This is a genomic window from Candidatus Villigracilis affinis, assembly GCF_016705895.1.
Lineage (GTDB): Bacteria > Chloroflexota > Anaerolineae > Anaerolineales > Villigracilaceae > Villigracilis > Villigracilis affinis.
Map to the genome: position 1 here is coordinate 247173 of NZ_JADJKT010000040.1, position 20102 is coordinate 267274.

Consider the following 20102-nt stretch of genomic DNA (forward strand, 5'->3'; position numbering starts at 1 on the left):
CTTTCCTCTTTCATTTTTCTGACGAGTTACGGAACTTTCACTCTCACTAATATTTAGGAATCGCTTATGTCCCCTCAAAAATTTCCCGAAAAATACCACCTCGCACTCGAACAGGCTGCAAAAGAAAAACCGCAAAGCGGACTCAACGGCTTCGAGCAGGAATGGAATCTGCTCGATGAAGAACTGCGGCCATTGCTCACCGTGGGCGCTGGCCCCAGCCAGCAATCCTTTGTGGATTATCTGCGCGCCGAATGCATCGCGCCGTGGCAGGCGCAATTCAGCCAGCTCGAAGTCTTTCACTGGATGATCGAATGGGCCACGCGCCCATATTACAGTCCACGCGGCACGATCTACGAAGCGCGTCTGATGGAAGCCTCGCTCATCAACTCGCTGCATCGCGCGGGCAGCAACTTTGGTGAACGCCTGCATTATTGGCACGGCAATCTTCTATTCCTTACCGATATCAGCCACGATTCTTTGCCTGGAAATTGGAGCATTGCCAAACGCCGCTATCTCGAAAAATGCGTTGACTTGTACGGCGATACCCTCGCAACCGCAGGCATTCACAGCAACCTCTCTTTGCCTGATCCGCTTTTCGCGTGGGACTTCATGCATCTTTCTGCCAGTGAACGCGGCGACACACATCTCGATGAATTCAAATCTGAGTTTTACATCACGGCCACGCGCCTCTTGCGCGCCTTCGCTTCTCTCTTTATCGCCACTGCTGCGTCGACGCCGATGCAGGCCCAGGTTAAGGATGGACGCGCGGTTGTTGTCCTCACCGAGCATGATTCGATCCGCAATCTGACCTTCCCGAATCCGCGCGAGTTGGATCTCCCCGATCTCTATCGCTCGTACTCTGATTATCTTCAAAATTCTTATGACCTCGTACGGCGCGGCGTGCGCTTCGGTAACAACAACTGGACTCCCGTGCGCGCGCGTTCGTTTGCGGAACCTGTTGAACGATTGATCTCCACCACCAGCGACGAATTGACGCATCTCTATACCCGTGGCCTGTTCGCTGTGGGCCAGGCGACTCCACCCGAAGAGATGGCGCTACAGATCGAAAAACAGAACCTCATGGCACGCATCAACCTGCCGATGGGACGCGTTGAAGTCCGCGTGGATGATGGCGGGCACAGCCTTGATATTGACATCGCCAACCTCACGCTCAAACATCTTTTACTCCTGCGTATTTATTCAGACCCGCAATTTGCGCGCAGTTTCCGTTACGACCGCGAAGACATCGTCCGCGCGCGCAATAACGAAAACCTCGCCGCAAAATTCAGCCTGCGCGCCGAGATCGAAAATCCGCTCACAGCCAAACCGATCTCCATGCGCGATTTCCTTAAGTGGACTCTCTCCGAGGTCAAGCCGCTGGCCGAGGCATTGAACATGTGGAAAGATTTGACCCCGCTCGTTGAAATGTCTGAAGGCGGACGAAACACAGCCGAAAAATTCCGCGCCCGTTTGCAGGGCGAATTGGGCGACGGCAACGAAGTGCCTTTGGATATTTTGAAGGAAATACATTTCGAACGCGAAGCGCAGGTGAAAAGCGATGTGGAACGGATCGCCTCGGAATATGGGTTGCTCGGCGAGGAATCAGGCAAAATCGCCGAATTCCTCCAGCGTGGACGTGACGCCGCGCGCCACGCGGAGCGCCAAACCACACCCATTCTATTCCGCCCGCGCCCGCAGGCTGTGGTTGAAATTTCCTATCCAGACAAAACGAGCGAGATCCTCGACCTCGCTCAACAATTGATCCGCATTCCATCCGTCACTGCCTGCCCCGACGAACGATATGACGAAGTCCATCGTGCAGGATCGTTGATCGATGATTATTTACGAAATGCAGGTCTGGATGTGAAATTCTTCGATGGAAAATATCCTGCTGTTTATGCAACCTTTCCTGGCGCATCAAAAGAGAATCCGATCTTGCTCACAGGTCACTTTGACGTGGTCGAACCCGAGCCTGATGATTCACAGTTCATTCCGCGCATTGAAGGCGATTATCTGCACGGCCGCGGCGCAGCGGATATGAAGACCGTGGTTGCGACCTATCTCGTTTGGATGAAGGATATGTGGAAGGTCGAAGCTTCACTGCGCCCCAACATAGCGTTACTGCTGATCGGCAACGAAGAGAACGGCGAAGCTGAAGCATGGGGCACACCGCACGTTTTGAAGGAATTGAATCTCACCCCATCGCTGTTCATCGCAGGCGAGCGGACAGGCGAAAAAGGAAACGAACTCTTCGGTGAGATCTGCGTGGAGAATCGCGGCGTGATGCGTTTTGACGTGATCGCACACGGTGCGAAAGGTCACAGCGGCGTGGCGGGCACAGGCGACTTGAGCGAGAAACTCATCGCCGCGCGCTCTGCGTTGAATGAAATATTTGCAAAGCATCTCACATTGAAATCACCTGACGGATGGCAGTCACAAGCCAAGTTCCCCTTCATCAATGTCGGCACACCGGGCGTGTACAACGTCACCGCGGCGGAAGGGATTCTGGGCGTGGAGATCCGCCCCATTCCACAGGATGATGTGGAAGGTTTAAGGTTGAAGGTCGAAAGTTATTGTGCCGAAAATGGATTGGAAGCAAAATTCTCTGTCATGGAAAACGGCGTGGCCTGCGACCCAAATAACCCGGCGCTAAAAGCGCTCATCGAAGCAGTCAAGCAGGCTTCGGGTGGTCAGGAAGCGCGTATTGGGAAGAAACTGCCCGGTACCAGTGCCAGATTCGCCCCCGGCGGTCAGGCTGTTGTGTGGGGACAGTCGGGCGTGGGTCCGCACGCGAAGAATGAGGCACATTTCATTCCAAGCATCGAGCCGTATTACAGATCGCTGAATGAGCTATCGAAGTTGTGGAAGTAAACAAAAGGGTCACGCAATTGCGTGACCCTTTCTCGTGCTATCTGTTTATCGAATAAATCCAAAAGGGAATATGATCTCCCTCATAGCCATTCACTGTTTTCTCCCAGGCCATACCCATCTTTTCCGCAACTTTTTGAGAGGCTTTGTTCTCAGGGTCGATCAAGCAAACCATGCGTGATAAATGTAATTTCTCGAAGCCATATTTCAGGATCGCCTGGGCTGCTTCCGAGCCCAATCCCTGTCCCCAGTAATTCCGCGCGATGGTGTAAGCCACCTCAACTTCGTTTACATCATCGATCGTCCACGGGAGCAAGCCGCAGCGGCCAATGAATTTTCCCGTTTCCTTGTGAATGGTTGCCCACAATCCAAGCTCGGGATGTTTGGGATGGCCGTGCATGTGCCATTCCAATTCCTCCTGCGCCTCTTCGCGGGAACGCGGCGCATCGGGAATGTATTTCGTGATCTCAGGGTCACAATAAAGTGCCCATAAGTCATCGAGATCTTCGATCACTTGATGCCTGAGAAGAAGTCTTTCGGTTTCCAGTATGGTTGCCATTTTCTACACCAGATTTGCCATGATATCAGCCGCTTTTATTTTTTCTTATCAGAAGGAAGAAAATCAAAAGGCGGACGTTGATTCAACTTCACAAGATGCGCACCCGATTCGCCCACGTGCAAAACGGTCATCGAACCTGTATCGCAGGCCAGCCGCTGAAAGTGATCGAGCGGCATTCCGAGAAAATGAGCAACGGCCAGTTTGATCGGGTCGGCATGGAACACAACCGCGACGATATCCTGCGGCTTCTTATGCGTTTGAACAACCCGTTCCAGCACGTTTGCAAGCCGCAATTGTGCCTCGGGAAACGACTCGCCTTCAGGAAAACGAAATCTTGACGGCGCATTTTGCACGATCTTCCACGCTTTTGTCAGGCTGAGCACGCGCCATGATTTCCCCTGCCACTTCCCGATGTGCGTGTCCATCAGGTCAGGCTCTTGAAGGATATCCAATTTTCGAGCGGATGCGATCGGTGCAGCCGTCTCCATCGCCCTTTCAAGCGGACTTGAATAAATGGCCTTGATCGGCACATCCTTCAGCGCATCGCCCAACGCCTGGGCCTGCTTCTGCCCACGTTCATTGAGATGCACTCCGGGCAGACGTCCTGCCAATTTTCCAGTTTTGACGTATTCGTTTTCGCCGTGACGGATGAGAAGTAAGAGGGGCATTTGGGTTCCAATCAGAATTTTTGAATTAATAATCTCATGACATCGAGATAAGGAGTCGGTTCATTATAGTATTCACAAAACGATTCCCAGACGTATTGGTTGGGCATCGCATCAGGATGTCTGCGTTTAATATCCTTGACCGCATCCAACAAACTTAAACCTTCCACCTCTTTCAATGCCGCCATGCAAAAGACGGTCGAACGGTTGATGCCCGCTCCACAGGACACAAGCACCCTGTGTCCTTTTTCCTTTTCCGCCAGAATAAAATCCACTCCCTGCCTGATCAGTGGATGGGGTGTGCCATCCAGATCATCCACAGACAAAAACAGGGAATTGATATCTGGATATTGAATTGGCTCGGCAAGCTGAAGAATGGATTGGATCGACTTGAAATCGAGGTACGCTTTATCCAGTGTATCTCGATATCTCCCAATGTAAAGCCAGGGGCGAATCTCGTCCATGCTTACTTGATCTTCCGCTTCATTTCCTTGATCTCTTCCTCGGTCATGTCAGGGACGTCCTCCCTGCGCTCAATATTCAGCGCCTTGCGCTGGGCTTCGCGCCACATCTCCAACCGTGCAGTGACTTGCGCCTCATAGCCCTCCTGCGAAGGCGAATAAAAGTATGTGCCAAGCAAACGTTTCGGCAAATATTGCTGCGGGACGAAATGCCCATCGCTTTCGTGGGGATAGACGTAATCCTTGCCATGTCCCATCGCGGCGGCATCACGATTCCCGTCCGCGAGATGACGAGGAACGGAGACCTGCCCCTCTTCTTCGATCTTTTTCATTGCTTTGAAATATGCACCCGCGCTGTTGGATTTCGGCGCAGTGGCAAGATACAACGTGGCCTCGGCAATTGGGTAGATTCCCTCAGGCAGGCCGATGAAATCAAAAGCCTGAGCCGCAGAAGAAGCCACGACCAGCCCCATCGGGTCAGCGAGGCCGATATCTTCACCCGCTAAAATGATCAGACGGCGGATGATGAACTTCGGGTCTTCACCTGCGTAGATCATCTTTGCCAGCCAATACAGAGCGGCATCAGGGTCACTTCCGCGCACCGATTTGATAAAAGCGGAGATGGTGTCGTAATGCGCATCGCCATCTTTATCATACAAAACCGCGCGGCGTTGAATGGATTCCTGTGCCACATCCAGGGTGATGTGAATGTTGCCATCCTGATCGGGCGACGTGGATTCAACTGCAAGCTCGATGGCATTTAAGGCGTTGCGTGCGTCGCCGCTGGAAACTTCGATTAAGTGGGAACGGGCATCAGGGTCCAGAATGACGCGCTTGTTTCCATAGCCGCGTTCCTTGTCAGAGAGGGCGCGGTCGAGCAGAATCCCCGTTTCGGTCTGGTTCAAATTCCGCAATTGAAAAACGCGCGAACGCGAGATCAACGCTTTGATGACCTCAAAGTATGGATTCTCCGTGGTTGCGCCGATCAACGTGAAGGTTCCATTTTCAACATGCGGCAGGAGGGCATCCTGCTGGGCCTTGTTCCAACGATGCACTTCATCCACAAAAAGGATCGTGCGCTCGTTGTGCAGGCGGCGGCGTTCGAGCGCTTCATCGATCACAACGCGCAGATCAGCCTTGCCTGCCAGAATGGCCGAGATGGTCACAAAGTGACTCTTGGTGCTATTCGCAATGACTTGTGCCAACGTGGTCTTGCCTGTGCCTGGCGGCCCCCACAAAATAATGGACGAAAAAAGTTTATCGGCTTTGATGGCGCGCTGCAACAACTTCCCCTCACCAACAATATGTTCCTGCCCAATGTATTCATCCAGCGTACGCGGGCGCATCCGTGCGGCAAGCGGCGCTTCAGATTTCATGCGTTCCTGCATGGCATGGTCAAAGAGGTCGGTCATGGGGTGATTATAATGTAGTCAATCCGACCACAAGGAAACCCAATGAAAAAATCACCCGCCGAAATTTCAGAAGCTGTTGAATCCGCCCGCGAGGAATTGATCGCTTTCCTGCAAAAGATGGTGCAAACCGCCAGCCTGCCGAATCACGAACATGAGGTTCAAAACCTTGTCGCGCAAAAATTGCGGGCGTTGGGGCTTGAAGTGGAAATTGTCCCCTCGAATTTCGATGACCTGAAAGATCACCCTGCCTTTGGCGATGACGGCTTCTCACCGACGGATCGTGTCAACGTGATCGGACGCTGGCCCGGGACTCACACTGGCGAAGGAAAATCGATCATTCTTAACGGACACGTGGATGTGGTTCCAGTGGGCGATCTCTCCCTTTGGGTGGATTCGCCGTGGAGCGGCGTCATCCGCGAAGGAAAAATGTTCGGGCGCGGCTCATGCGACATGAAATCGGGTTTGTGCGCAGGCATCTTTGCCGTGGACGTTTTGCAGCGCCTCGGCTATCAACCTGCGCGCGATGTGTTGATCGAAAGCGTCATCGGCGAAGAATCAGGCGGCATTGGCACATTGACGACCATCGTCAAAGGCTACACGGCTGACGCCGTGATCCTGCTCGAACCCACGCGCCTTGAAATTTCTCCCGTGCAATCTGGCGCGTTGACGTTTCGATTGACCGTGCCCGGGCGTTCGATCCATGCGGCGATGAAGGCCTACGGCGTAAGCGCCATCGAAAAATTCGCGCTGCTGTTGAATGCCATCAACAAACTCGATGTCGAACGCCACGCGAATTTCAAGCATCCGCTGTTTGAAGATCCGCACAACATTGCGCCGATCAACATCGGCACAGTGCGCGGCGGCGAATGGCATTCCACCGTCCCCGAAGAAGTGGTGGCAGAGGGACGCATGGGCGTGTTCCCTGGAGAGTCGAATGAAACGGCGCGAAAAATGTTCGAAGCGGCGATTCAGGCTGCGGCCGAGTCTGATGCGTGGTTGAGTCAAAATCCGCCGCGCGTGGAATGGTTCGAGGGTCAATTCGAATCAGGTGAAACCCCGCTCGATCATCCGTTGATTCAGCAACTGACTGCGGCCCACGAACATGTGACAGGTTCAGCGCCGACTCTGCGCGGTGTGACCTACGGCTCAGACATGCGCCTGTTCACCAATCATGCAAAGATTGCGGCCACGCATTACGGCCCCGGTGACGTGGGCATGGCGCATGCGGTCAATGAGTTTGTGCCGCTCGAAGAAGTGGTGACCGCGACGAAAGTTGTGGCGAACATGGTCGCACAATGGTGCGGAGGAGAATTCAAATGAAATCATTTGGCTGTCAATCCATGTACGCGCCGATCCGACGGATGGTGTTGAAACATCCGCATGAGGCATTCATTTCGCAGGCGAATCTCGAAGCGCAATGGGAGAAACTTGTGTATTTCGGCTGCCCTGATTTCGAAAATTCGCTGGCAGAATACGAGCGTTTTAGCGGCATTCTGGAGCAATTCGATTTCGAGATTCATTATGCGCCAAAGGATGAAAGCACCAGCCTCGATTCGATCTACACCCACGACCCGTTGGTGATTTCGAATCGCGGTGCGATCCTGTGCAGCATGGGCAAGGAAGCGCGCAAACCCGAAGCCGATGCCGCTGAAAAATATTTGCAGGAATTGGGTGTGCCCGTCATCGGGCGGATTCAGGGAAGTGGAAAGTTGGAAGGCGGCGATGTGCTCTGGGTGGATGAGCGCACGCTGGCAGTCGGTCAGGGTTTCCGAACGAATGCGGAGGGATTACGTCAATTGCGCGAACTGCTCGGCGATTCGGTGGATGAAATTTACCCCGTGCAACTCCCCTACTGGACGGGGCCGCAGGATTGTTTGCATCTGCTGTCTTTCATCAGCATCGTGGATAAGGATCTGGCTGTCGTGCATTCGCGCCTGATGCCTGTGCCCTTCCGCGAATGGCTGTTGGAGCGCGGCTTTCAATTCGTGGAAGTGCCCAACGATGAATACGATAGTCTCGGCTGTAACGTGCTGGCGGTGGGTCCACGCCAGTGTGTGATGTTGAACGGCAATCCCGTCACGCAAAAACGACTCGAAGAAGCAGGCGCACAGGTGTGGACCTTCGACGGCAAGGATATTTCCTACAAAGGCACGGGCGGCCCCACCTGCCTGACTCGCCCAATTTTGAGGATGGGATAAGGGATCGAAGGTGAATTAAAGAGACTGGCGACCACCATGATGGGTGATCGCCAGTCTCTTTCTCTTTACAAGGAGAGGCTAAAAGGATGACACAGCCTTCAACAGATCGGTGTGAGTTTCGATATACATGTCGAAACCTCCAAGGGAAAAGGCCTTTTCGGCATCCGAAGACAGGTTCAGCAGTTTTATATATGGGGAGCGATAAGTGCCAGCGCTAATTCCCTTGCGGATCTCTTCGTCATTCCGATCAGGTTTTGCAGCGCGAAGCTGATTGTAAATGGAATGAATGGCACGCAACCCTGCACTGCTGATAAAGGGAGTATGCGTCAGGTCGATAAGAATATATTGAGTGCCATTCTTGATCAATTCATTCGCCTTGCTTTGAAACGCCTCATACGTAGACGAATTCAGGTCGCCGTGCAGGTGCATGACCTGCACCGGAACACGTCCCTTCATCGCAGTGATCTTGATTTCCATAGAATCCTCCAATTAACCATAGCTGGCTTGTCTTTTATTTTTCCCGTAGTTTACACGGAATACAAGCCACACTTTCACATCGAAACGAATTTGTGATTTATCAATTTTACAGGTTTGACGGGACAGATTCGGATACAGTGCCCCGCTCATCGCTACTTGGACGTAGTTGTGGTTGTGGTCGTAGTTTGTTGTTTTACTCCAACCAGTTTGCGGAGGATGTCAAACCAGAATGGTGCGCCCTGGGCAGCGGCAAAGGCCGTGAGAAGGTACCCGAACAATTTGACAATGATTCCCCAGCCATTGTTAAGGGCGGGCAAGCTTGTTACCGAAAGACATTTCCCTGCAGAGCGGATCACTAAGCGATAATCCCTCACACCCAAAAGACCGCAGGAGCCCGACTCCAAAGGCGTTGTTGTCCACCCGATCGGGAAGTTCAGGTCTTTTACAGTAGCAAATGAAATTTCATCGACAGGCGCCTCAGTCTGCGCTGCGGCTTGAGCCTGCGCCACGATCACGGCTCGCGCCGTAGGTTCCTGCCAGAGCTTTTGAGCAATGAAGATGGTATCGATATTGAGAAAGACAGCCAGCCAGAGGCCGATCCAAAACGCAAGCCATTGCGCGCGGATCTTGTACCAGCTGCTGGATTGCGACATGACATTGTTGAACCAGCCTTCCACATTGCTGCGATACTCAGCCATCTTGCCTTCGAACTCGTGCGTATTCCGCTGGATGTTTTCCATGCTTTTCTCCATGTTCGGAAAAACGTAAGGCAGCACTTCGTTCTTCGCCATCATGGACTTGAAGTTGGCGGTCATCTCAGGGATCGATAGCGTTTCGACAGCAACATCCTTCTCACCCTTGCCCGCATTCATAATCACTTCGAAAGCCGCCGTGGCAAACACCTGGTTGGGAATGTAATCCGTGCGCATCTGATTCCCTTTTCGATCCCTGACAATATCGCCATTCTTGTCTTTGAGTGCCAACTCGCTGACAAGCGGGTGGGCATAAAATCGATCCACCAGCGTCTTATCCTTCAACATGCTGTGAATGGATTTTTCAAGAAAGTTGGCACGCCAGCCCAAAAATGTGCCGATCCTGTTTTGGGCTTCCATGGTGGCAATGCTGATGACCAGCCAGACGAAAACGAGTCCAATGGCGACTTCGATAATGGCATCCAGTTGCATGATGTTCTCCTTGGATATTGATGGTTACACGCTTTACAGCACCAGTATATAAGCGGACAGGTTTATTTTCAAGGCCAACTATGCGTTGGGAAGTTCTTCCTGTGCCTGTAAATGCGATTGATTGACGAGATAAATACCCACGAGCGCAATCGCACCGCCCACCCACTGAGTGGTATTCGGTATCTCGCCCAGCAATGGAATGGCCAATACCGCAGTCAAAATGGGCTGGCCCACCAAGGTTGGCGAAACGATCGAAGCAGGCAAATGCCCCAGTGCGTATGTGATCGCCAGATACCCGATCATCTGCGAAACGACGGCTGTGGCAAGAAAAATACCCCAAGTCCTGGCGGGATAATCCGTCAATTGATTTCCGAGCACCAGATTCATGATGAACATGCCAATGACCGCGCTGACACCGACCAGCCAGGTATAGCGAAGCGGATCAATGTATTTTCGTCCGCGCTGGGTGATGAGTTGATAAGAAGCGTAGAAGATCGCGGCGGTGCTGGCCATCACATCGCCCAGGCCGAGGGTGGGATGATTCAAGAAATCACTCCCCATCACGAGCACCGCACCCGTCAAGGCAATCACGAGCCCGATCCAAAATGTGCCGCGCAGTCTTTCGCGAAGCACAAAGAACGCGAACAATGCCACCCACAGCGGAGAGGTGTTTCCAAGCAGGGTCGCATTGGCGGCGGTTGTAAATTTCAGGGATGAATTCCAAAAAGCAAAATCGAAGGCAGTGAACAGCCCCCCCAGAAGAGGAAAAATATAATATCTTTTATCAATGGGCTCCAGCGTTTTTTGCTGACGAACGAATAATGGCGCCAAAAAGATCGTGGAAAATAACAGGCGGTAAAAACCAGTGACAGCCCCGGGCGCATCGGCCCAGCGCACGAACATGGCCGAAAGGCTGAGCGCACTGATACCCACCGCAAGCGCGATATAGGGAAGGAATTTATTTTGCATCAGGGAATTGTACTCTGTCAGGGATGGACGGTTTCAAATGCGGGTAATGGAAATCCGCTCAAGGGTGGGCAAAAGCTCCTTGAGACTGCGCACACTAAAGTCAGGTTTGAAGCGCTGAATTTCATCCGCTTTAAATTGTGCGCGGCGTGTGATCCAGATCGATTTCATACTCAAGTTCTTCGCCCCTTGAATATCGGCTTCCAAACTATCGCCGACCATCACAGCCTCTTCGGGTGAAATGCTCCATTGCGCCAGCGCGATCTCAAACGCGCGCGGATGCGGCTTGCGATAGAAACTCGAAGCGGACGTGAGCACGAAATCAAAATACGAACGGATGCCGAAATCCTCGATGAGTTCCTGAACATCGCGATCATCGCCCGCATTAGAAAAGATGCCAAGTCGATATTGATTGGATCGAAGTTTCTGGATGGTATCGAGCGCATCGTCCTCAAGCATCCAATTGGATTGCGTAACAGAATACAACGCATCCAACGCGGACCTGAGAACTGGTTCGGCGACATCGACATATCCCAAATCCTTGAGCAGTTCGCGCAAAACGAAGTGATATGTGGTCTCCTGAAAATCCTTGTCGCGCTGGTCGTAATATTCGTGCAGGCGTGCGCGAAAGACCCGCGTATCCAGCACGATAGCATGTTGATTCAGAGAGTCGGCGAGAGCTTGATCGGCGCGTTCCAAAATGGGCGTCCAATCTCCGCGCGAATGCATGAGGGTCCCACCCAGGTCAAAGAGAATGTGATGAACAGAAGATGCTTTCATTGTATGTGATCTACCCTGACAAACCCATGAAAAATCTTTGCGGCTTTGCTGCAAGCTGCCTGCCTAGACTGAGGCAAAAAACGGAGCCAGTCCGCGCAAAATAACAAAAATGAACCAGATATTATTCGCCATCAGCGCCAGCACAAAGACCGTCAAAATGGACTCAAACCATGTTTTGCCAGCAAAATCTGCGAACGCGAGCGCGAGGAAAAAGACCAGCAGATACGTCCAATAGAGTGCGTAGAGAAACAGCTCCGTGCCATAATTCATGTGCAAAATGAAATTGAAAGCCAGGCTGCCCAACAAGCCAAGCATAAGCGGAATATGCACGGATGAACGTATTGATTTCATAAAAATCAGGAGCGCCCCTGCAAGCAGAGCCAACCATAGAACGAGCGGGATGTTGGCAAATCCCTTATAAGAGGCATAGGCGTTATTGGGAGCGTCGAAAGTCTTGAGGTCAATGGTGGGACGGGGGTCTTTGTTCGCAATGACTTCTACAGGTTTGGGGCCTGTAACGCCGTATAAAACCATTGTACGACTGACAAGCTTGAAACGCTCGATCAAACGCTCTGTCGGCGACTCATAGACAGGTTTGACAAAATTCGTCTCGAAGGCCAGGTCGGCAGGGACGAAGAAGAAGGTCTGCCAGCGGGGATAGACCATGCTGGTGAAGGCGGTCAGCACAACGCCAACGGCAAATACCATGACGCAATATCGCACCAGCCGCCAAAACCCAAATTTATTGAAGAACAATCCGATCACGCCTTGCGCAATATTTGTGACCGTAATTCCAAACACAAGCACACCCGCAGGGACCAGCACCCCAAACCGAGTCTCTTTGGCCTGGATCAACAGAAAGAAGAAGATCAACGAAGTCGCGCCAAATATATACGTATCGGTGAGCGAGCCAAAGAACAGATGCGCGGCTGTGGATCCCAGCATCACGGCAAAGATAAAAGCGTAACTGCTTTTTTCGGTCGCACGCTTCACGAATATCCATGCCATAAAAACGCACAAACCACTTAACGCTGAGACTACAAGAATCGGTGCAAGATTCCAATGGTCACCCATGAAAATGGCGAAAAAACGCACCAGTGAACGGATCGTCGTCAACGCCAGCGGATGCACGGAACGGTTCAGCGCATCACCTGTGGGGCTGCCGAGGATGAACAGCCACGGTCCCGCATCCGATTCAAAAAGGACGGTATTCACACTCAGCGCAGGGTGATTCAATGCACGCGCAATGACGAGGTTGATCAAGAAAAACATTCCACCCGCATAGACGCCAGGCAGATTCGATTTGATGAATTCGAAAAATTTGGTTTTCGCCAGCCGCTCATGAAACCCGCGTACCTCGAATTGTTCGAGCGCGCCAAATCCCCAGACTCCCGCGGTCAGTGCGCCTGAGAGAAACAAACCGAACCATTCCATCGGCAGCATGAGATGTTCCCGAAGAAGCATGGGCGGAAATTGCAGCCCTACGAAAATGATCGCCAGCAGAAAAATAGGGAGCACAAGCGCGAGAAGCAAATTTAGGGGCTGGCGTAAAAATCCGCCACGCAGCGAGTTCATCGCGCGACGGACGAGATAATATCCAAACACACTGCCGATAATTGTTAAGACAACGGTAAATACCAGCATATTGAAGATCGACCCAAGCGCATCGGCCAGAAAACCAACCGCGCCGTATACAAAAATGAGGGTCAATAAAAAACCAAGGAAATAATGCCAAAAACGGCTGGGCATCCGCTCGATAAAGGGAGCAACGGGCAGCATCAGGGCATACAACGCGAGCGCAAAAGCCAGCCACCCAAGATAATAAACGGTAGAAACTGCGATCGGCAGCACAACCGCCGCCCCGCCAATGATTGCCAGCACACCCAGCGCGAAAAGCACAGCGATTTGTCTCTGCCGCAGCCAATGCCAAAGGGTTGGGAATGCCTCAAATAATAAAAAAGCAATTGCCAGCGTGGGCACAGAGACGAGGAAAATACGGTCCAGAACCGTCTCATATCCTGAGTATCCAAAGAAAATTATCGCCGAGGAAAATGTGACGACAAATGCAGTGAACAGGCTAAATCCCACACGGAACAGGAACTGGAAAAACTTCACTCGAAATCTCTCCCGAACAAACTCTCAATCATGACATTATTTTACCCGATGCCATCCAGCCAAAATCCAGGATATTTTGGCATGGATTCTTAATGGGCGCAAATTGACTTGCCTGATAAATTAGACATATAATGAAATAAGCAAGGCCAACGCGCAATGGGCTGGTTCCACCATCTCAAACAACCTCTGCGGCTGACAAACCAGCCCGCACGAAAAGGGAAAAACCTATGTCAGGGCTGATCGGAAAAAATTTAGGGCGCTATCAAATTCTCGAACTCATCGGTGAGGGCGGCATGGCAACGGTGTTCAAAGCACACGATGCACGCCTCGAACGTGATGTGGCCATCAAGTTCATTCGGCCTGAAGCTGTCCCGCCCGATCAATTGGATATGATCCTCAAACGCTTTGAGCGTGAAGCCAAATCGCTGGCCGGGCTTTCTCAGCCCAACATCGTCGGCGTGATCGATTACGGCGAATTCGAAGGATTGCCGTACCTGGTGATGGTTTACCTGCCCGGCGGCACGCTCAAGGAACGCCTCGGCAAGCCCATGTACTGGCGGGACGCGGTCCGCTTTATCATTCCCGTAGCCCGCGCGCTCGAATATACCCACGAACACAACATCATCAATCGCGATGTCAAACCATCCAACATCCTGTTGACCGAAAAAGGCCAGCCCATGCTGACCGATTTTGGGTTGGTCAAGATCTTCGAAAAAGAAGGCGCAACACATCTGACCGCATCCGGCGCGGGGCTGGGCACACCTGATTACATGGCTCCCGAGCAATGGATCGGAGAAGCCACCGCCGCATCCGACCAGTATTCGCTGGGCGTCGTGCTCTACGAAATGATCACCGGCTACAGGCCCTACACCTCCGATACCCCGGCGGGCATTCTGCTCAAACAGATCAACGATCCGCTGCCGTTCCCGAAGGAATACATCCCAGACCTGCCGCAAAGCGTCGAATCGGTGCTGATGAAGGTACTCGCCAGAAAACCCAGCGACCGCTACGCCGACATGCACGCCTTCGCCAATGAATTACAAAATTTACTGGATGGACGGGAAGTCACCGCAACCGGTATCAAAACAAAACAACTTCGCGAGCAAATGACGGGCAAGATCGAAAAACCAAAACTCGATCAAATTCCAGTCGAAGCCGCGAAAACTCCAAACATCCAAGCCGAGCAAAAACAGGAAGCTCCAATACCAACGATCGTTCGGTCGGATAAAAAGGCTACGCCTCCTGCCAACCCTCTGCCTAACAGCCCGAAAAAGAAATCCTCTTCCCTGCTCATTGCCGCTCTCGGCACCCTCGTATTGATCGGCGCCTGCGGAGCCTGCTGGATGTTAAATTCCAGGCTTCACTTTTTCGGCGGAACAAACCCCACCGCCACACAGGAAGTGACCATTTCAACCGAAGCCGCCACCGAAATCGCCGAAGCGACCCTCCCCGCCGAGACAACCGAGCCCACCAGCGAGCCAACCGAAGCGCCAGTAGCCACCGAAGTCTCTCTGCCTGTTGAGATCAAAGACGAGAAGAATATTCCCATGCGCCTCGTCCCTGCCGGCGAATTCACCATGGGCAATGACGATGGCAACACAGAAGAACGCCCCGCCAGCAAAATCTACGTCGAAACCTTTTACATGGATAAATACGAAGTCACGAACGACATGTATTCCGCATGCGTATCTGCGGGCGTGTGCAAACTGCCCGAAAAGCCAGGGTCTGCCACGCGGTCTTCCTATTACAACAATCCATCCTTCGCGAATTATCCCGTTCTCTATGTCAACTGGACCATGGCCAAAACCTATTGCGAGTGGAGAGATGCCCGCCTGCCCACCGAAGCCGAATGGGAAAAAGCCGCCCGCGGCACAGAGGACGAACGCGCCTATCCGTGGGGCAACGACTTTAGCTGCAATTTTGCCAACCACTCCGGGTGTGTCGGCGATACCGCGCCTGTCAATCGATACGATGGCGGACAAAGCCCTTATGGAATCTACGGCATGTCTGGCAACGTCTGGGAATGGACCAGCAGCCTGTCCGAGTTCTATCCATACAGCGCCACAGATGGCCGCGAAGACCCCGATGCCTCAGGCTTCCGCGCAGTTCGCGGCGGGTCCTGGCATATTTTCGGCGGCACAGGTGGAAACATCCGCATCGACACGCGCTACAAACTGGATGCGGTCTACTTCGGCGCTTATGTCGGTATCCGCTGCGCGCTGACAAAATAGCCTCATAGATTTAGTGAACTCGGGATTCCTCGGAACCCCGAGTTTTTATTTAATCATGGCATCCGTTTTCACAAAAGTCCTCGAATCGTAGTACTTCTAAATGATGTCGCTTATAATTGAATTGCTTTACAAGATAACGAGCAAAACCAGCCAACATTTATCTTTAAGGAAAACTCCATGTCGTTGCTGATCGGTCAAACATTTGGGCGCTATCAAATCCTTGAGCTGCTTGGGGAAGGCGGTATGGCCACCGTCTACAAGGCTTATGACACCCACCTTGAGCGTGAAGTTGCGATAAAAGTGATCCGCCGCGACGCTTTCCCCGCCGACGATATGAACATGCTGCTCAAACGGTTCGAGCGCGAAGCCAAGTCACTGGGCAGGCTTTCGCACCCCAACATCGTCGGCGTGATTGATTACGGCGAACATGAAGGCTCACCATATCTTGTCATGGTTTACCTGCCCGGCGGCACGCTCCGCGAACGGCTGGGAAAACCCATCGCCTGGAGAACCGCGGTGGAATTGATCCTCCCCATCGCCCATGCCCTCGAATACGTCCACGACCGCAACATCATCAATCGCGATGTCAAACCCTCCAACATCCTGATGACCGAAAAAGGCCAGCCCATGCTGACGGATTTCGGTCTGGTCAAACTTTTCGGTGACAAGGAAAAAGACGCAACACATCTCACCAGCTCCGGAACAGGTCTCGGCACACCCGATTACATGGCCCCCGAGCAATGGACAGGCGAAGCCATTCCGCAGTCTGACCTCTATTCACTGGGCGTCGTGCTCTACGAAATGATCACAGGCCGCAGACCCTTCACAGCCGACACCCCCGCCGGTGTGCTGCTCAAGCAAGCCACCGAATCCCTGCCGCTTCCAAAATCATACATCCCAGATCTGCCAAAGGACGTGGAATCCGTCCTGCTTAAAGTCCTGGCCAAGGATCCCAAAGACCGCTACCCTGATGTGCATACCTTCGTCCTCGAATTGCAGAATCTGGTGGCGGGAAGGGAAGTAAGCGCGACATCCATCAAAGCCGAACAACTCCGCAGACAAATGACGGGGAAGATGGAGAACTACGCGTCTCAACCCGACCTGTCAACGGGTCAAACGAAAAAAGCATTTCCCGCCCTTTTTGCAGTGCTCGGCGGATTAGGCGCAATCGTAGTCATCACCATCATCGGCGTATTAATTTATGCCAGCAATGGCGGCACAGGCCTGCCCTTCCTCGCCGCACCAACGCAAACCTCACAACCGACCGCCGTACCATCTGCCACGAACACAGCCATTCCTCCAACAGCAACGCTTGAGGTCACAGCCGTCCCAACGGAAACTCTCGCTCCGACAGAAACAGCCATCCCGTCTGAAATAAGAGACGATCGCAACATCCCGATGATCTATATCCCCGCCGGGAAATTCACCATGGGCAGCAATGACAGCGGTGACGTCGGATCGAAACCTGCCAACGAAGTTGAGCTCGCAGCGTTCTACATCGACAAGTTCGAAGTGACCAATGAAATGTACGACGCCTGCGTCTATGCTGTGGAATGTAGAAAACCGCAGCAGCTGGGAACCGCCACCCGAAACACCTATTTCGCCAACCCGGTCTTCAAGGAATACCCCGTCATCTATGTGGATTGGAAAATGGCAAAAGCTTATTGCGAATGGAGAGGCGCGCGCCTGCCCACCGAAGCTGAATGGGAAAAAGCCGCCCGCGGCGCAGAGGATGAACGCCTCTACCCATGGGGCGATGAAAAACCTGATTGCGATCTCGCGAACATCGCAGGCTGTGTAGGTGATACTACGCCAGTAATGCAGCATGAGCTGGGGAAAAGTGTCTACGGTGTATATGGAATGGCTGGCAACGTTATGGAATGGACAAACACACTGTACGACCTGTACCCGTACGATGCCACCGACGGCCGCGAAGACCCCGACTCCACCAAAGAACGCATCGCACGTGGAGGCGCATGGAATCTCTTCGGCGGCAACAGCGGAAACGTCCGCGTGGATACACGGGTGAAATTGGTCCCTGAATATTACGGAGCCTACGTCGGCATCCGCTGTGCAAAATCGGCACAATAAACAAAAGAACTCGGAACCTTGAAAGTTCCGAGTTCTTTTGTTTCCCGTATTGGCAACTTCAGTCGCCGCACAAGAACGGCTGAAGCCATTACTACGTCAGCTAAAAAATCCCAGGCGCGCGCCATTCATACAAAACTTCAAGATTACCCTTCAGGAAGGATTCCCTCGTTGCACTTCTTTGAATCTTTCCACTTGTGGTCTTTTGGATCGTTGAAGGCATGATCAATACAACCGCCTGCACCCGCAGACCGTGATTTTTAGCCACTGCCATGCGAATGGCATTGGCAATACCTTCGAAGTCGTTGCTCTTTCGGTATTCGCGTTTTACTTCATGCACCACAACAAGATGATCCACCTGATTCGATTCCACCGCAAACGCCGCGCCAAAGCTGGGACGTAAAGCGTCGTGACATTTCTCCATCGTCAATTCAATATCCTGCGGATAGAAGTTGCGCCCCTGAATAATGACCATGTCCTTGATACGGCCAGTAATGTGAAGTTGGTCGTTATAGATAAACCCAAGGTCACCCGTCCGCATGAAAGGACCATCATTGGTTGGTGCAATAAAAGCCTGAAATGTCTTTTCGGTTTCCTCGGGGCGTTTCCAATATCCCTGCGCCACGCTGGTGCTTTGCACCCAAATCTCGCCAACTTCATCCTGCGCACACAGCTCTTTCGTTTGCGGATTCACGATCCGAATATCCGCACCAATCGAAGTCCATCCACAACCTACACTAATAAAGCTTTTTTGGTTTTCTTCTGGAAGGAACACAAGCTTGTGTTTTGCAAGCGCATCCGAATCCAGTATGCAATAAGATATCTTTTGACCATGCAACCTGCCACTTACCTTTACAGTAGCCTCTGCCAGTCCATACGCAGGGGCGAAAAGATTAAAATCAAAGCCACAAGGTTTAAAGGCATCGCTGAACATCTGCATGGTTTCAAACCTGACAGGTTCCGCGGCATTGCCGATAATCTTCAAACTACCAAGGTCAAGAGTTTCTTTTTCCTCATTCGTCACCTTTTGTACACAAAGATCGTAAGCAAAATTCGGAGCAGCGGAATGAGTGGCCTTGTGTTTTGAGATGGCTCTTAACCATCGATAAGGTCTTTCCAGGAATGCGATCGGGGCCATGAAGTAGCTGGGCCTGCCCAAATATACGGGCATCAGCAAACCGAAGATCAGACCAAGATCATGAAAGATCGGCAGCCAGGAAGCAAGTATGCTTTTGTCATCGAAGGCCGATCCCCGCTGCAAATCACGGACAGTTTCCGTCAGGTTGAGGTGTGTGATCATCACACCTTTTGGCGTGCTGGTGGAGCCAGAGGTGTATTGAAAGAAAGCCAGATCATCGGCTTTGTTTTCAACTTCCTTCCAGTGTTTCTCAATACCTGGCTCGACTTTTTCATTGACCACCCAGTTCAATTCGTGGAACTCGGGATATTCATCAAATAACAGCTTGAGCTTATCGAACAATTCCATCTGCGTGCAGGCCACCACGGCATCCGCATCGCTGAGCATGGATCTAAATCTGGGCGTGGCGCGTTTCAGGTGCGGGACGATGGTCGGCACAGCCACGACGCCTGCATACAAACAGCCGAAAAATGCGACGATGAATTCCAGCCCCGATGGATACAACAAAAGCGCGCGGTCGCCCGGGCTTGGTGTGCTGCTGCAAAGTGGCGGCAAATGCCCGAGACTGGCGATCAAGCTCGGCGAAGGTCAGAGGCGCTTCTTGATCCTCCCCGTCAACAAGGTACATGTAGGCCAGTTCATTCCCGATTCGATCCGCATAAAAGCGGACCACCTCTACAAGACTGACTGCCTCTTCAGGGTTTTGGATCATCCCATTTTCTCCTTGATTCTGGCAGCCATGGCGTCGATGGTGTTCATGTTGTCAACCGTCAACTCGGGGTCGGGGATGTAGATTTGAAACTCGATCTCGACGAACACCCCAACCTGCGCGAGCGAAAAGGAATCGATCAACCCGCTGGTGATGAGCGGCTCATCATACTTAAGCGGATATTCTGCATCGTTCATGATCTCGGTGCAGATGAATTTTCTTAATTTGGATCTGATCTCGTTTTCTTCCAT

Annotated in this window: 17 protein-coding genes; 5 read left to right on the forward strand and 12 right to left on the reverse strand. The window is 52.3% G+C overall.

Annotated elements, in window-relative coordinates:
- Window positions 1-66: 66 nt before the first annotated feature.
- Complete coding sequence (locus IPI86_RS23870; protein ID WP_345300537.1) at window positions 67-2871, forward strand: M20/M25/M40 family metallo-hydrolase; 2805 nt, start codon at window positions 67-69, stop codon at window positions 2869-2871.
- A gap of 37 nt (window positions 2872-2908) precedes the next feature.
- Here the strand turns inward: IPI86_RS23870 and IPI86_RS23875 are convergent, their stop codons facing one another.
- The 4 genes from IPI86_RS23875 to IPI86_RS23890 are packed head-to-tail and all read right to left on the reverse strand — an operon-like array spanning window position 2909 to window position 5965.
- Window positions 2909-3427 carry a GNAT family N-acetyltransferase gene (locus IPI86_RS23875; RefSeq protein WP_345300538.1) on the reverse strand — a complete coding sequence of 173 codons (519 nt, stop codon included), beginning with the start codon at window positions 3425-3427 and terminating at the stop codon, window positions 2909-2911.
- A 35-nt stretch (window positions 3428-3462) separates the two neighbouring features.
- A complete protein-coding gene (locus IPI86_RS23880) occupies window positions 3463-4095 on the reverse strand; it encodes a histidine phosphatase family protein (RefSeq protein ID WP_345300539.1) in 633 nt (210 codons plus the stop codon).
- Window positions 4096-4106: 11 nt separating this feature from the next.
- Complete coding sequence (locus tag IPI86_RS23885) at window positions 4107-4556, reverse strand: dual specificity protein phosphatase (protein WP_345300540.1); 450 nt, start codon at window positions 4554-4556, stop codon at window positions 4107-4109.
- 2 nt (window positions 4557-4558) lie between these two features.
- Complete coding sequence (locus IPI86_RS23890) at window positions 4559-5965, reverse strand: AAA family ATPase (protein WP_345300541.1); 1407 nt, start codon at window positions 5963-5965, stop codon at window positions 4559-4561.
- Between the two features lie 42 nt (window positions 5966-6007).
- Between IPI86_RS23890 and IPI86_RS23895 the strand changes: the two genes are divergently transcribed.
- Together IPI86_RS23895 and IPI86_RS23900 are read left to right on the forward strand one after the other, a co-directional pair.
- On the forward strand, window positions 6008-7285 hold the full coding sequence (locus IPI86_RS23895; RefSeq protein WP_345300542.1) for an ArgE/DapE family deacylase: 1278 nt from the start codon (window positions 6008-6010) through the stop codon (window positions 7283-7285).
- On the forward strand, window positions 7282-8163 hold the full coding sequence (locus IPI86_RS23900; RefSeq protein ID WP_345300543.1) for an arginine deiminase family protein: 882 nt from the start codon (window positions 7282-7284) through the stop codon (window positions 8161-8163). The genes IPI86_RS23895 and IPI86_RS23900 overlap by 4 nt, the downstream gene beginning before the upstream one ends.
- A gap of 78 nt (window positions 8164-8241) precedes the next feature.
- On the opposite strand, the gene IPI86_RS23905 is transcribed toward IPI86_RS23900, so the two are convergent.
- The 5 genes from IPI86_RS23905 to IPI86_RS23925 form a co-directional block, all read right to left on the reverse strand.
- The gene (locus IPI86_RS23905; RefSeq protein WP_345300544.1) at window positions 8242-8640 is read right to left on the reverse strand and encodes an STAS domain-containing protein; all 399 of its coding nucleotides are present in this window, start codon (window positions 8638-8640) and stop codon (window positions 8242-8244) included.
- A 152-nt stretch (window positions 8641-8792) separates the two neighbouring features.
- A complete protein-coding gene (locus IPI86_RS23910; protein ID WP_345300545.1) occupies window positions 8793-9824 on the reverse strand; it encodes a hypothetical protein in 1032 nt (343 codons plus the stop codon).
- Between the two features lie 78 nt (window positions 9825-9902).
- Window positions 9903-10793: a DMT family transporter gene (locus IPI86_RS23915; protein WP_345300546.1), complete on the reverse strand. Its 891-nt coding sequence runs from the start codon at window positions 10791-10793 to the stop codon at window positions 9903-9905.
- A gap of 33 nt (window positions 10794-10826) precedes the next feature.
- The gene (locus tag IPI86_RS23920) at window positions 10827-11570 is read right to left on the reverse strand and encodes an HAD family hydrolase (RefSeq protein WP_345300547.1); all 744 of its coding nucleotides are present in this window, start codon (window positions 11568-11570) and stop codon (window positions 10827-10829) included.
- A 63-nt stretch (window positions 11571-11633) separates the two neighbouring features.
- Entirely contained in the window at window positions 11634-13685 is a 2052-nt protein-coding gene (locus tag IPI86_RS23925; RefSeq protein ID WP_345300548.1) for a hypothetical protein, read from the reverse strand.
- Between the two features lie 227 nt (window positions 13686-13912).
- Here IPI86_RS23925 and IPI86_RS23930 point away from each other — a divergent pair, with 227 nt between their 5' ends.
- Both IPI86_RS23930 and IPI86_RS23935 read left to right on the forward strand, forming a co-directional pair.
- Window positions 13913-15916: an SUMF1/EgtB/PvdO family nonheme iron enzyme gene (locus IPI86_RS23930; protein ID WP_345300549.1), complete on the forward strand. Its 2004-nt coding sequence runs from the start codon at window positions 13913-13915 to the stop codon at window positions 15914-15916.
- 177 nt (window positions 15917-16093) lie between these two features.
- A complete protein-coding gene (locus IPI86_RS23935) occupies window positions 16094-18007 on the forward strand; it encodes a bifunctional serine/threonine-protein kinase/formylglycine-generating enzyme family protein (protein WP_345300550.1) in 1914 nt (637 codons plus the stop codon).
- 100 nt (window positions 18008-18107) lie between these two features.
- On the opposite strand, the gene IPI86_RS23940 is transcribed toward IPI86_RS23935, so the two are convergent.
- The 3 genes from IPI86_RS23940 to IPI86_RS23950 are packed head-to-tail and all read right to left on the reverse strand — an operon-like array spanning window position 18108 to window position 20102.
- Window positions 18108-19649, reverse strand: coding sequence for a fatty acyl-AMP ligase (locus IPI86_RS23940; protein ID WP_345300551.1), 1542 nt, complete (start codon window positions 19647-19649; stop codon window positions 18108-18110).
- Window positions 19534-19854, reverse strand: a complete 321-nt coding sequence (locus IPI86_RS23945; protein WP_345300552.1) for a hypothetical protein — start codon at window positions 19852-19854, stop codon at window positions 19534-19536. Before IPI86_RS23945 ends, IPI86_RS23940 begins: the two co-directional genes overlap by 116 nt.
- Window positions 19851-20102 carry an acyl carrier protein gene (locus tag IPI86_RS23950; RefSeq protein ID WP_345300553.1) on the reverse strand — a complete coding sequence of 84 codons (252 nt, stop codon included), beginning with the start codon at window positions 20100-20102 and terminating at the stop codon, window positions 19851-19853. The genes IPI86_RS23945 and IPI86_RS23950 overlap by 4 nt, the downstream gene beginning before the upstream one ends.

Bases quoted from the DNA above. Each gene is read 5' to 3' on its own strand.
- IPI86_RS23880 (WP_345300539.1), bottom strand. From the start codon at position 4,095: ATGCCCCTCTTACTTCTCATCCGTCACGGCGAAAACGAATACGTCAAA.
- IPI86_RS23920 (WP_345300547.1), bottom strand. From the start codon at position 11,570: ATGAAAGCATCTTCTGTTCATCACATTCTCTTTGACCTGGGTGGGACC.
- IPI86_RS23875 (WP_345300538.1), bottom strand. From the start codon at position 3,427: ATGGCAACCATACTGGAAACCGAAAGACTTCTTCTCAGGCATCAAGTG.
- IPI86_RS23915 (WP_345300546.1), bottom strand. From the start codon at position 10,793: ATGCAAAATAAATTCCTTCCCTATATCGCGCTTGCGGTGGGTATCAGT.
- IPI86_RS23950 (WP_345300553.1), bottom strand. From the start codon at position 20,102: ATGGAAGAAAACGAGATCAGATCCAAATTAAGAAAATTCATCTGCACC.
- IPI86_RS23905 (WP_345300544.1), bottom strand. From the start codon at position 8,640: ATGGAAATCAAGATCACTGCGATGAAGGGACGTGTTCCGGTGCAGGTC.
- IPI86_RS23870 (WP_345300537.1), top strand. From the start codon at position 67: ATGTCCCCTCAAAAATTTCCCGAAAAATACCACCTCGCACTCGAACAG.
- IPI86_RS23900 (WP_345300543.1), top strand. From the start codon at position 7,282: ATGAAATCATTTGGCTGTCAATCCATGTACGCGCCGATCCGACGGATG.
- IPI86_RS23895 (WP_345300542.1), top strand. From the start codon at position 6,008: ATGAAAAAATCACCCGCCGAAATTTCAGAAGCTGTTGAATCCGCCCGC.
- IPI86_RS23945 (WP_345300552.1), bottom strand. From the start codon at position 19,854: ATGATCCAAAACCCTGAAGAGGCAGTCAGTCTTGTAGAGGTGGTCCGC.
- IPI86_RS23890 (WP_345300541.1), bottom strand. From the start codon at position 5,965: ATGACCGACCTCTTTGACCATGCCATGCAGGAACGCATGAAATCTGAA.
- IPI86_RS23930 (WP_345300549.1), top strand. From the start codon at position 13,913: ATGTCAGGGCTGATCGGAAAAAATTTAGGGCGCTATCAAATTCTCGAA.
- IPI86_RS23935 (WP_345300550.1), top strand. From the start codon at position 16,094: ATGTCGTTGCTGATCGGTCAAACATTTGGGCGCTATCAAATCCTTGAG.
- IPI86_RS23885 (WP_345300540.1), bottom strand. From the start codon at position 4,556: ATGGACGAGATTCGCCCCTGGCTTTACATTGGGAGATATCGAGATACA.
- IPI86_RS23910 (WP_345300545.1), bottom strand. From the start codon at position 9,824: ATGCAACTGGATGCCATTATCGAAGTCGCCATTGGACTCGTTTTCGTC.